General features: G+C 68.6%; 8 protein-coding genes. 4 read left to right on the forward strand and 4 right to left on the reverse strand.

Annotation, left to right across the window (positions count from 1 at the left end; all coding sequences use genetic code 11):
* Positions 1–124 precede the first annotated feature (124 nt).
* The 4 genes from ACWDR0_RS28060 to ACWDR0_RS28075 are packed head-to-tail and all read right to left on the reverse strand — an operon-like array spanning position 125 to position 4002.
* Entirely contained in the window at positions 125–898 is a 774-nt protein-coding gene (locus ACWDR0_RS28060; RefSeq protein ID WP_456354580.1) for a succinate dehydrogenase/fumarate reductase iron-sulfur subunit, read from the reverse strand.
* Positions 895–2871, reverse strand: coding sequence for a fumarate reductase/succinate dehydrogenase flavoprotein subunit (locus ACWDR0_RS28065; RefSeq protein ID WP_456354581.1), 1977 nt, complete (start codon positions 2869–2871; stop codon positions 895–897). The genes ACWDR0_RS28060 and ACWDR0_RS28065 overlap by 4 nt, the downstream gene beginning before the upstream one ends.
* A 1-nt stretch (position 2872) precedes the next feature.
* Complete coding sequence (locus ACWDR0_RS28070; protein WP_456354582.1) at positions 2873–3730, reverse strand: hypothetical protein; 858 nt, start codon at positions 3728–3730, stop codon at positions 2873–2875.
* 11 nt (positions 3731–3741) lie between these two features.
* Positions 3742–4002, reverse strand: a complete 261-nt coding sequence (locus ACWDR0_RS28075) for a hypothetical protein (protein WP_456354583.1) — start codon at positions 4000–4002, stop codon at positions 3742–3744.
* 352 nt (positions 4003–4354) lie between these two features.
* Between ACWDR0_RS28075 and ACWDR0_RS28080 the strand changes: the two genes are divergently transcribed.
* The 4 genes from ACWDR0_RS28080 to ACWDR0_RS28095 all read left to right on the forward strand — a co-directional run bounded on the left by ACWDR0_RS28080 (position 4355) and on the right by ACWDR0_RS28095 (position 13068).
* On the forward strand, positions 4355–6766 hold the full coding sequence (locus tag ACWDR0_RS28080) for an ABC transporter family substrate-binding protein (RefSeq protein WP_456354584.1): 2412 nt from the start codon (positions 4355–4357) through the stop codon (positions 6764–6766).
* A 517-nt stretch (positions 6767–7283) separates the two neighbouring features.
* Complete coding sequence (gene typA / locus ACWDR0_RS28085) at positions 7284–9185, forward strand: translational GTPase TypA (protein ID WP_456354585.1); 1902 nt, start codon at positions 7284–7286, stop codon at positions 9183–9185.
* 947 nt (positions 9186–10132) lie between these two features.
* Entirely contained in the window at positions 10133–11170 is a 1038-nt protein-coding gene (locus ACWDR0_RS28090; RefSeq protein ID WP_456354586.1) for an ABC transporter permease, read from the forward strand.
* A 98-nt stretch (positions 11171–11268) separates the two neighbouring features.
* Positions 11269–13068, forward strand: a complete 1800-nt coding sequence (locus ACWDR0_RS28095) for an ABC transporter substrate-binding protein (protein WP_456354587.1) — start codon at positions 11269–11271, stop codon at positions 13066–13068.
* Positions 13069–13096: the final 28 nt, after the last annotated feature.

Raw genomic sequence — 13096 nt, forward strand, 5'->3', positions numbered from 1 at the left:
CATACGTGATTGGTGTACAGAGGTGTGATCTTCGGATCTGGACGCCGGGCCGGTGGAGCGGTGCGCCAGGCGCCTGGCGCACCGCTCCACGGGCCCTGTCCGGTCGTACGGACGGGGGCGGAGGTTAGGAGCCGTTCCTGCGGAGGATCCTGCTGCCCAGCCAGACGAGGGGGTCGTACTTGCGGTCGACGGCCCGCTCCTTCAGCGGGATCAGCGCGTTGTCGGTGATCTTGATGCCCTCGGGACACACCTCGGTGCAGCATTTGGTGATGTTGCAGTAGCCCAGCCCGTGCTCGTCCTGGGCGGCCTTCCGGCGGTCGAGGCCCTCCTCACCGGCCGAGTCCAGCGGGTGCATGTCCAGTTCGGCGACCCGCATCAGAAAGCGCGGCCCGGCGAACGCCGCCTTGTTCTCCTCGTGGTCGCGCACCACATGGCAGGTGTCCTGGCAGAGGAAGCACTCGATGCACTTGCGGAACTCCTGGGAGCGGTCCACATCGACCTGCTGCATCCGGTACTCGCCGGGGGCGACTCCCCGTGGTGGCACGAAGGCGGGCACCTCCCGTGCCTTCGTGTAGTTGAAGGAGACGTCGGTCACCAGATCCCGGGTCACGGGGAAGGCCCGCAGAGGCGTCACTGTGATCGTCTCGTCGCGCGCGAAGACGGACATCCGGGTCATGCACATCAGCCGGGGTCGGCCGTTGATCTCCGCGCTGCACGAGCCGCACTTGCCTGCCTTGCAGTTCCAGCGGACCGCGAGGTCCGGTGCCTGGGTGGCCTGGAGCCGGTGGACGATGTCGAGGACGACCTCACCGTCGTGGACCTCCACGGAGTAGTCCCGCAGCTCCCCGCCGCCCTGGTCGCCCCGCCACACCCTGAAGCTGGCCTGGTACACGCTCACTCGTGGAGCTCCTCTTCGGTGAGGTACTTGACCAGCTCCTCCTTCTCGAAGAGGGCGAGCAGGTCGGGTCGGATGGGGTCGGTCGCCGTCCGCTGCAGGGCGATCCGGCCGGTGGCGGTACCTCCGGACTCCTCGTGGGTGCCGGGCGTTCCGGTGCCCGCGGTGCCGGGGGTGTCCGTGGCACCGGCGGCGCGGTCGGCCAGCTGGCACAGCAGATTGACCCGGCGCCACTCCCGTTCCATGGCGGGCCGGTCCTCCCGGGTATGACCGCCCCGGCTCTCGGTCCGCTCCAGGGCGGCGCGGGCTACGCATTCGCTGACCAGCAGCATGTTCCGAAGGTCCAGGGCCAGGTGCCAACCGGGGTTGAACTGCCGGTGGCCCTCCACACCCGCCCGGCGGGCCCGGTCGCCGAGCCGGGCCAGCCGCTCCAGCGCCTGCTGCATCTCGCCTTCCCGGCGGATGATGCCGACCAGGTCGTTCATGGTCTGCTGGAGTTCCTGATGGACGGTGTACGGATTCTCCGGAGGACCGCCGTCCGCGGGGGAGGAGGCGCCGAAGGGGCGGAGCGCCTCCGCTGCCGCGGCGTCGATCTGAGCCTCGTCCACGGCGGGCAGGGGGCCGGTCTCCCGGGCGTGCCGGGCCGCGTGCAGCCCGGCACGGCGTCCGAAAACGAGGAGATCGGAGAGGGAGTTGCCGCCGAGCCGGTTGGAGCCGTGCATCCCGCCGGCGACCTCACCGGCCGCATAGAGTCCGGGCACTCCCGCGGCGGCCGCGGTGTCGGAGTCGACGGCCACCCCGCCCATCACATAGTGGCAGGTGGGCCCGACCTCCATCGGTTCGGCGGTGATGTCGACGTCCGCCAGCTCTTTGAACTGGTGGTACATCGAAGGCAGCCGGCGCCGGATGACTTCGGCGGGCATCCGGGTCGAGACATCGAGGAAGACACCCCCGGCGGGCGATCCCCGACCTGCCTTGACCTCGGAGTTGATGGCGCGCGCGACCTCGTCGCGGGGGAGCAGTTCGGGTGGGCGGCGGTTGTGGTCGGGGTCCTCGTACCAGCGGTCCGCCTCCTCCTCGGACTGCGCGTACTTCTCCTTGAAGACCTCGGGGACGTAGTCGAACATGAACCGCTTGCCCTCGGAGTTGCGCAGCACCCCGCCGTCGCCCCGGACGGACTCGGTGACCAGGATCCCCTTGACGGAGGGCGGCCAGACCATTCCCGTCGGGTGGAACTGGACGAACTCCATATTGAGCAGCGGCGCGCCCGCGAGAAGAGCGAGTGCGTGTCCGTCCCCGGTGTACTCCCACGAGTTGGAGGTGACCTTGAACGACTTGCCGATACCGCCGGTGGCGAGGACGACAGAAGGCGCCTCGATCACGAAGAACCGCCCCGACTCCCGCTCGTAGCAGAACACCCCCGCCACCCGGTCGCCGTCCTTGAGGATCCGGGTGACCGTGCACTCCTGGAAGACCTTCAGCCGCGATTCGTAGTCGCCGGTGGCGGCTTCGTCCTCCTGCTGGAGCGAGACGATCTTCTGCTGGAGGGTGCGGATCAGCTCCAGGCCGGTCCGGTCGCCGACATGGGCCAGCCGGGGGTACTCGTGGCCGCCGAAGTTCCGCTGGGAGATCCGCCCGTCGGCGGTGCGGTCGAAGAGCGCGCCCCAGGTCTCCAGCTCCCAGACCCGGGCCGGTGCCTCCTGGGCGTGCAGCTCCGCCATCCGCCACTGGTTGAGGAACTTTCCGCCCCGCATGGTGTCCCGGAAGTGGACCTGCCAGTTGTCCCCGGCGTTCACATTGCCCATCGAGGCGGCGATACCGCCCTCCGCCATCACCGTGTGGGCCTTGCCGAAGAGCGACTTGCAGATCACCGCGGTGCGGGCACCGCGCTCCCGGGCCTCGATGGCGGCGCGCAGACCGGCACCCCCCGCACCGACCACGACGACGTCCCACTGCTGGCGTTCGAGTTGCGTCATGTCAGAAGAACCTCGGATCGTCGAAGGCACCGGAGGCGACCAGATAGACGTAGAAGTCGGCGGCCGCGACGCTGATCAGCGATGCCCACGCCAGTTGCATATGGCGCTCGTTCAGCCTGCCCACCCAGCCCCACAGGCGATAGCGCACGGGATGCTTCGAGAAGTGCTTCAGCCGGCCGCCGACGATATGCCGGCACGAATGGCACGACAGGGTGTACGCCCAGATCAGCGCGATGTTGACCAGGAAGACGACGGTGCCCAGGCCCATATGGCCCCAGGAGTAGTTCTCGTCGCGGAAGGCGAGCACGGTGTCGTAGCTGAGGATCAGGGCGACGAGGATCGCCAGATAGAAGAAGTACCGGTGGATGTTCTGGAGGATCAGCGGGAAGCGGGTCTCCCCGGAGTACCGCCGGTGCGGCTCGGCGACCGCGCAGGCCGGAGGAGAAGCCCAGAAGCCCCGGTAGTACGCCTTGCGGTAGTAGTAGCAGGTGAGCCGGAAGCCCAGCGGGAAGATCAGGATCAGCAGTGCGGGGGAGAGCCCCCACCAGCTGCCGACGATCCCCCACTCGGGGCCGCCCCGCATCGGGACGCAGTTCTCCGCCAGACAGGGCGAGTAGAAGGGGGACACATAGGGGGCGGCGTAGTAGTCGGCATTGGCGAAGGCCCGCCAGGTCGAGTAGGCGATGAAGGCGAGCAGCCCCGCGGCGGTCAGCGCCGGCGACAGCCACCAGCGGTCCGTCCGCAGATGGCGGGGGGCGATGGCGGCGCGGGTGGGCCCGTGCACCCCCGTTCCCGCGCCGTTCCCGGGGCCCGACGGCCCGCCCGTATGAACGTGTGGTGGTTCGGTACCAGTGGCCAAAGGAAGGTCTCCTAGGGAGCGTGCCGGTCTCGGACGCCCAGCCCCTCGTCGTCGGAGTCCGTCCACAGCGCGTGGTTGTACGGCGCTTCGGGGACGGCGACCAGGTCCTCGCCGGCTCCGGGCCGCGGACCGGCCGTCCGGCCGGAACCGGCACCGCGGGGCCGCCCCGCCGCACCGGCGAGCCGTCCGACGGTCTGCTCCAGCTCCTCGACCCGCTGAACCAGGTCGTCGAGGCGGCGCTGCACGGTGGTCAGGTCTTCCTGCTGGGACATGACGTGCCCTCACTTCCGCGGGGTGCGGTGGCGTCGCTCATGCGCCTGCGAGTGTTCCGCGTCACATCCCCGTTGGGAAGGGATGTGCCGGGACTTCCCGCGCAGGAGTGGCGAGTGCGCCCCCGGTTGTCCGGATCTCACTGTTTCCATTCTCATCACCTTCCTGGCGATGCGGGCGCTTCATCCGATATTCCGCTGGTCTGCCCGGGTGACCTTCGCCCTCCCCGCGCCGTGTCGGCGGCCCCCTCCGGCCCCCGTCCACTTCAGTGGACCGGCATAGGTGTGATCATCGAAAGATTTCCTCGTTCTCCGCATCTGCACCGCGGAGCCATCAGGATGAAGAGGTGGACCCATGGCCCAGGCCCGGACCTCCCAGACCCTCCGGTCCCGGACACTCCGCTCCGTGGCGCTGCTCACCGGCGGGGTGATGGCGATCCCCGCGCTCACGGGGTGCGGAGCCGACGAGTCCGAGCTCACCGGCCGGGCCTCCGCCCAGGACATCGGGGCCACTCAGCGGCAGCAGGTCGGCGACGGCGGCACCCTCCGCTGGGCCGCCGACTCCGTGCCCACCACCCTCAACACCTTCCAGGCCGATGCCGACGCCACCACCGCCCGGATCGCCCAGGCAGTGCTGCCCTCTCTCTTCACCCTCGACCCCAACGGCCGGCCGCAGCGCAATCCGGACTATGTGGAATCCGCCGAGATCGTCGAGCGCGAGCCCAAGCAGGTCGTGCTCTACAAGCTCAACCAGAAGGCGGTCTGGAGCGACGGCAGGGAGATCGGCGCCCCCGACTTCGTCGCCCAGTGGCGGGCCCTCAACGGCCGGAACACCGCCTACTGGACCGCGCGCAACGCCGGATACGACCGTATCGAGGAGATCCAGAAGGGCGCCAACGACCTCGAAGTCAGGGTCACCTTCAAGAAGCCCTACGCCGACTGGCAGTCCCTCTTCACCCCGCTGTATCCGAAGGACGTCACCGGCACCCCCAAGGCGTTCAACGACGGCGCCCGCAACACGCTCAAGGCCACCGCGGGGCCGTTCCGGATCGGTGCGGTCGACCGGAAGAAGAAGGACGTCACCCTGGTACGGAACCCCCGCTGGTGGGGTGACCAGCCCAAACTGGACGCCCTGGTGCTGGCCGCGGTGCCGCGTGACAAGCGGGCGGGCGCCCTCGCCTCGGGCAAGGTCGACATCGCCGAGATCGACCGGAGCACCGCCGACCGGATCGCCCTCGCCGTACGGAACAAGTCCACCGGGGGCCAGCAGCCCGGCCACGGCCCGCAGACCGCCCTCACCCCCGCCAAGGCCCTGCGGCTCTGGGCCCTGGCCAACGGCTCCGACGAGGAAGCCGCCGAGATCGCCCAGGCCACCAGGGAGAAGACGGCCGAGGCCATCCGGACCTACGCCGTCGAGCAGGCCGGACTGCGCGGCTTCGCCGTGCGCCGGACCCTCGAACCCGCCTACACCCAGCTCGCGCTCAACGGCGAGTCCGGTCCCCTCTCCGACGACCGGGTCCGCCGGGCGATCGCCCGAGCCCTGGACCGCACGGAACTGGCCGAGACCGTACTGCGCCCGCTGGGGCTGCCCGCGGTCCCGCCCGGCAGCCATCTGGCCCTCCGGGGGCAGCGCGCCTACACCGACAACAGCGGGGCCCTCGGCGAACAGAACACCCAGGAGGCCCAGGCCCTGCTCGCCGACGCGGGCTGGACGCCCGGCGGGGCGCTCAGAAAGCCCGCGCCGGTGAAGGCCGGGCCGAGCGCCTCACCGGCCGCCGGCGAGGAGGGCGACGGCACCGACGGCAAGAACACCGGCCGGAACACCGGCAGGAACACCGACCGGGCGGCCGCGGCCACCTCCCCGGCACAGGCCCGGCCGGACGGCCCCTCGGGCGAGGGCCTCTATATCGTCGGGGACGAGAAGTCCGGCCGCGGAGCCACCCGGGTCCTCGCGCCGGCGCCCGTGACCTTCGAGGACCTCTCCCTCCAGCGCCGGGCCGCCCTGGCCGCGGAAACCGGTTCCGAGGCCGAGACCGGCCGCGGTGAGAAGGACGCCAAGGACACCAAGGGCGGAGTCACCGGCGCCTACGCACCGGCGGGCACGGCCGCCCCGCTCGCCGCCGGAGGCCGCCTCGGCAAGGACGGCAAGCCCCTCAGCCTGCGCTTCGTCCTCCCCTCCGGCCCCGGCTCCGAATCGCTGCGCTCCGTCGGCGAGAAGATCGGCCGGATGCTGAAGCGCATCGGCGTGGAGACCCGGATCGTCAAGGTCGCCGACGAGAGCTACTTCAAGGACCACATCGCCTCCGGCCAGTACGACCTCGCCCTCTACTCCTGGCCCGCCACCGCCTACCCGGCGACCGACGCCCGGCCCATCTACGCCAAGCCGGAACCCGCCAGCGACGGATCCCTGCTGGTCGAGCAGAACTACACCCGGGTCGGCACCGACTACATCGACCAGCTGTTCGACCAGGCCGCGGCCGAGCTGGACCAGGACGAGAACCGCGACCTGGTGCGCCGGGCGGACGCCAGGATCTGGGCGGCGGCCGGGTCCATCCCCCTCTACCAGCGGCCCGAGCTGGTCGCGGTCCGTCCGGCCGTGCTGAACGCCGGGGCCTTCGGCTTCGCCACCCCGCGGCTCCAGGACATCGGCTTCACCAAGGCCGTGGCCCGCAAGGCCGGACCTCCGCCGGTGCTGCCGAGCCCCTCGGCGAGTCCGGCCGAGGGAGCCGAGGACGGCGAAGAGGGCACGGAAGGCGGATCGGAGTAGCCCGGCGGCCACCACCCGGAACCGGCCGCTGTCCATCGGCCGGTCACCCGGTGAACCACCTGGTGTAACCGAAGGTAACGGCCGCTGGCCGGGACAACCTCAGAAGAGCCTCAAACCCCTTGCCCGCCGGTCACCCGGCGGGCAAGATCGTGCCCGGCCTGTTGACCCGGCTCCGGAATCCGGCGCGGACCCCCATCCGCCTCTCGCCCGGCTCCCCGCAGCACCGCCCCGCCGCCCCTCTCCCGCCCTGCCGCCTCTGTCCCGCCCGGGCGCTCCCGCCGGCCGTACACACCGCCCGCCGCCCGGCCCCGAGCCCTTCGGAATCACCCTCCCGGGAACCGTCCGCCCCGTCCCGCCCGTCCCTCCTCACGGGCCCGCGACGGACCAGGAGGCCCCGAATCCCGGGGCCCCGTACCATAGGGAGCAGCCGTGGCGCGTCAGCCCCGGCGGGGCGCAGGAGGAAGACGCCGCCCCTCACGAACGCCGCATCCCACGATCGAGAGAAGCGCCAGCCAGCATGCCCACCCGCCACGACATCCGTAATGTCGCCATCGTCGCCCACGTCGACCACGGCAAGACCACCCTCGTCGACGCCATGCTGAAGCAGGCCGGTGCCTTCGCCGCGCACCAGCAGGTCGACGACCGGGTGATGGACTCGAACGACCTGGAGCGTGAGAAGGGCATCACGATCCTCGCCAAGAACACGGCGGTCAAGTACCACCCGAAGGCCGGCGGCGCCCCCGTCACCATCAACATCATCGACACCCCGGGCCACGCCGACTTCGGCGGTGAGGTCGAGCGCGGCCTCTCCATGGTCGACGCGGTCGTGCTGCTCGTCGACGCTTCCGAGGGTCCCCTCCCGCAGACCCGGTTCGTGCTCCGCAAGGCCCTCCAGGCCCGGATGCCCGTGATCCTCTGCATCAACAAGACGGACCGCCCGGACTCCCGGATCGACGAGGTCGTCAACGAGACTTACGACCTCTTCCTCGACCTGGACGCCGACGAGGACCAGATCGAGTTCCCGATTGTCTACGCCTGCGCCCGGGACGGTGTGGCCTCGCTCACCAAGCCCGCGGACGGTACGGTCCCGGCCGACAGCGACAGCCTGGAGCCGTTCTTCTCCACCCTGCTGGAGTACGTCCCGGCCCCCGAGTTCGACGCGGACGCGCCGCTCCAGGCCCATGTCACCAACCTCGACGCGGACAACTTCCTCGGCCGTATCGCCCTTCTCCGGGTCGAGCAGGGCGAGCTGCGCAAGGGCCAGAACGTGGCCTGGATCAAGCGTGACGGCTCCGTCTCGAACGTCCGCATCAGCGAGCTGATGATGACCGAGGCGCTGACCCGCAAGCCCGCCGAGGTCGCCGGCCCCGGTGACATCTGCGCGGTCGCCGGTATCTCCGACATCATGATCGGCGAGACCCTCGCCGACCCGGAGAACCCGGTCGCCCTGCCGCTGATCACCGTCGACGAGCCCGCCATCTCGATGACCATCGGCACCAACACCTCCCCGCTGGTCGGACGGGGCGGCAGCGGCAAGGGCGCCGAGAACAAGGCCGCGGTCAAGGACCGCAAGGTCACCGCGCGCCAGGTCAAGGACCGCCTCGACCGCGAGCTGGTCGGCAATGTCTCGCTCCGGGTCCTGGACACCGAGCGCCCCGACGCCTGGGAGGTGCAGGGCCGCGGTGAGCTGGCGCTGGCCATCCTGGTCGAGCAGATGCGCCGGGAGGGTTTCGAGCTGACCATCGGCAAGCCGCAGGTCGTCACCAAGGAGGTCGACGGCAAGATCCACGAGCCCGTCGAGCGCATGACGATCGACGTGCCCGAGGAGCACATGGGCGCGGTCACCCAGCTGATGGGCGTCCGCAAGGGCCGGATGGACAACATGTCCAACCACGGCTCCGGCTGGGTGCGCATGGAGTTCGTGGTGCCCTCGCGCGGTCTGATCGGCTTCCGTACGGAGTTCCTCACGAACACCCGCGGCACCGGTATCGCCCACTCCATCCACGAGGGCCACGAGCCCTGGTTCGGCACGCTCACGACCCGTAACAACGGTTCGCTGGTCGCCGACCGCTCGGGTTCCGTCACGTCCTTCGCGATGACCAACCTCCAGGAGCGCGGCGTGCTCTTCGTCGACCCGGGCACCGAGGTCTACGAGGGCATGATCGTCGGTGAGAACTCCCGCTCCGACGACATGGACGTGAACATCACCAAGGAGAAGAAGCTCACCAACATGCGCTCCTCCTCGGCCGACTCCTTCGAGGCGATCGTGCCGCCGCGCAAGCTCTCCCTGGAGCAGTCGCTGGAGTTCTGCCGTGACGACGAGTGCGTCGAGGTGACCCCGGAGGCCGTGCGCATCCGCAAGGTCGCCCTGGACGCCCGGGAGCGGGCCCGCGCGGCCTCCCGCGCCAAGCACGGCTGAGAAAGCCGGTACGGAACCCCGCGGCGGCCGGAAGCGGTCGCCGCGGGGTTTCCGCGTCCCGGGTGCGGTACGTCCCGGCGGAGGCCCGCCGGGCGGACACCCTGCCCGAGATGTGATCAACAAGACATAAAGCACGAACCGCAACGGCTCGGGCGGTCCCACATGTTGGGACCGCCCGAGCCGTTTGCCCACCCCGTGCAGGTGGAAGGCTTCGGGATTGGAGCGCTCCGGGGGGTCGTTCGTCAAGAGGTTTTTGATGAACGATTGTCCGACTATCGGACGTAGCTCACCGGAAACCTGTATTAACAGTCCGTTTCGGGGGTGTCTGTCTGCGATCCCTTTGTCCGGATTCTGGTCCTCAGGGGTTCACTGATGTTGCCAAAACGAGATGCTTTAAGTGTGGTTTACGGCGTGAACTTACCCAATAGTTGGCTTCACTGAGCTCGGGTCAACGGGTCATGCGCTGTGGGGAGCGCCGACTCACGAGCACACGGGGTACAGCTCTTCGCCGTCAGGGGTGTCGGCGGGTGTTATGTCCCCAGCCTTGCAGTGAACACGTGGACTCATGAGGAGGAACCCATGCGCGGTGCCACGAGCGCCAGCGGGGTCGGGTCGTCGCAGACGGTACGGACGACCGGTTTCCAGCGCATTCCATCCCATCGCGCCGCCATCGGCGGCGGACAGCGACTCTGAGCCCCGGTCAACCGCTCGGCTCGCGCTCCTGATGAGGGTGGGATCAATCCCTATTGACACCCTTTCCTGCCGTTTTGCCCATGGGTGAATCCCCGGGCTGACGGTGATCCGGCCGTACCCGCCTGGCGGGCACGCCCGGCCCCGGGGAGAGGGAATGTCACCCGGTGGTCACGACGGTACGAGTGCACCCACTCGCCCGTCCGGGCCGCCGTGCGCAGGAACGCGGGTCACCGACACCCGTGAATGGACACATCATGACCAGTCCAATCGAGACTGAGGGCGCCGACTCCTCTGTCGCCTTGGACAAGAGCACCGCGACCAAGACGGACACTGCCGGCGGCCAGGCCGTGACCGGCCGTTCGCCGGGACAGCTGATGTGGGCGCGCTTCAAGCGCGACCGCACCGGTGTGGTCTCCGCGATCGTGGTGATCGCCTTCTTCGTCATCTCGGCGCTCGCGCCGGTGATCTCCTCGCTGTACGGCAAGGACCCCTACACGCTCTACCCCAACGAACCGGGGTACGAGGGCATCCTCGACGACTTCTCCATGCCGATCGGCACGTTCGGCGGTGTCTCCGGGGACTTCTGGTTCGGGGTCGAGCCCGAGCTGGGCCGTGATGTGTTCACGATGCTGCTGTACGGCATCCGGACGTCCCTCTACATGGCGCTGGTCGTGACCGTTCTGATGGTGCTCACCGGTGTGGTCATCGGCATGGTCGCCGGCTACTTCGGTGGCAAGGTCGACTACTGGCTGAGCCGGATCACCGACTTCTTCCTCGCCTTCCCGCAGCAGCTCTTCTTCATCGCCTTCATGCCGGTCGTGACCGCGATGTTCGTCTCTCCGAAGGACGAGACCCCCACCTATCTGCGCGCCGTCGCGATCATCCTGGTGATGTGGTTCCTCGGCTGGATGGGTCTGGCCCGACTGGTCCGCAGCTCCGTGCTCTCCCTGCGGGAGCGGGAGTTCGTGGAGGCGGCCAAGGTCTCCGGTGCCTCGCGCTGGCGGATCGTCCGCAAGGAGATCCTCCCGAACATCGTCACCCCGATCCTGGTGCAGGGCACCTACATGCTGCCCAGCTCGATTCTGACCATCGCGTTCCTCTCCTATGTCGGTGTGGGCTTCGTGGAGCCGACCCCCGACTGGGGCCGGATGTTCGCCATCGGTGCGGACGTGTACGAACAGAACCCGGCGTTCATGTTCTTCCCCGGTGTCGCCATGGTGACGTTCATCCTCGCCTTCAACCTCCTCGGCGACTCGGTACGAGACGCATTCGACCCCAAGACCGGACGGTGACGTCCCAGGGCGGGGGCCGCTGCCGCCCCCGCGCCGGGCAACCGGACGGCTGGCAGCTCCTGATGAATGACTACGGACAGGTAGGTGCATCAAGCATCATGAAGCCACTTCGCTCACGCCCCGTGCGTGTCATAGCCGCCGCCGCAGTGGTCGGCTCCCTGGCGCTCACCGGCTGCTCCAACAACGACGGCAAGACCGCTGACGAGTCCAAGTCCAAGAAGGACGCCGCGGCTCAGTCCAAGCCGGTCCAGTACGCCGACGCCGCGGGCTCCACCGGTCCCGCCCCCGAGGTCCCGGGCGCCAAGCCGGGCGGCTTCATCAATGTCTACATGCAGTCCAACATCAGCCACATGGACCCGGGCCAGATCTATGTGAGCGACGCCGGTCAGCTCTCCAACCTGATCCACCGCGGTCTGACCAACTGGAAGGAGGACGCGAGCGGCAACCTGACCGTCGTCGGTGACCTTGCCACCGACGCCGGCAAGATGTCCGACGGTGGTAAGACCTGGACTTACACGCTGAAGGACAACATCAAGGACGGGAACGGCAACCCGATCACGTCCGCCGACATCCGTCACACCTTCGAGCGCCTCTACGCGAAGTTCATCTTCGACGGCCCGACCTACATCCAGAACTGGCTCTCGGGCGACAAGTACCGGGACGCGCTGCCGGACGGCCCGTACACCGGCAAGAGCCTGCCGGACACCGTCCTGGCCACCCCGGACGCGAAGACCATCGTCTTCAAGTTCCAGACGCCGCAGGGTGACCTTCCGCAGGCGCTGGCCATGCCGGGCTACTCCATCGTCCCCAAGAAGGGCGACACCAAGGAGAAGTACGACAAGGCCCCGGTCGCGCTCGGCCCCTACAAGATCGCCGAGTACAAGTCGGGCAAGTCGCTCAAGCTGGTCAAGAACCCGCACTGGGACGCGAAGACCGACTCGGTCCGCCACGCGTACCCGGACGGCTTCAACTTCAACCTCACGGTCGACCAGGCCAGCCAGACCAAGCGTCTGATCGCCGACCAGGGCGAGGCCAAGAACGCCATCCAGTTCACCGACTCGGTCGACCCGACGATGATCAAGGATGTCATCAGCAACTCCGCGGTCAAGGCCCGCTCGGTCATGGGCTACCAGCCCTACGTCTGGCAGATGACCTTCAACCTGGACTCCCAGGTCGTGAAGGACAAGAAGGTCCGCGACGCCATCACCCACGCCATCCCGACCAAGCAGATGATCGCTGCCGACGGTGGTAACTACGGTGGCGAGCTGGCCGGCGGTCTGATGGGCCCGACGCTCCCCGGCTACGACCCGAACTACGACCCGTACGGCAAGGGCAAGAAGCCGGCCGGTGACCTGGAGAAGGGCAAGAAGCTCCTGGAGGAGGCGGGTGTCAAGAAGGGCACCAAGCTGACCTACGCCTACTCCAACTCGCCGCGTGGCCAGAAGCAGATGGTCATCATCAAGGACACCCTCGGCAAGCTGGGCTTCGACGTCCAGGCCAAGGAGATCGACCGCGCGACCTTCTACGAGCAGATCGGCAAGGTCAAGAACCCGTACGACCTGTACATGACCGGATGGGGCCAGGACTGGCCGTCGCCGTCCACCGTCATCACCCCGGTCTACGACGGCACCAAGATCTCTGACGGTGGCTCGAACTACTCCCACATCAACGACCCGCAGGTCAACGAGGGCATCAAGAAGGCCCTGGCGCTGCCGCCGACCGAGGCCGCCAAGGAGTGGGAGAAGGTCCACCACCGGATCGTCGAGGAGATCAACCCGGCCGGCCCGGTCTACTACGCCAAGCACATCCAGCTCTCCGGCTCCAACATCGGAGGCCTGCGGTACGACACCGAGGCGAGCTACATCGACATCAACAACCTGTTCCTGAAGAACTCGTAAGACCGGATCGCATTAACTCCGGTTCACG

It is taken from the genome of Streptomyces sp. NPDC003691 (genome assembly GCF_053981115.1).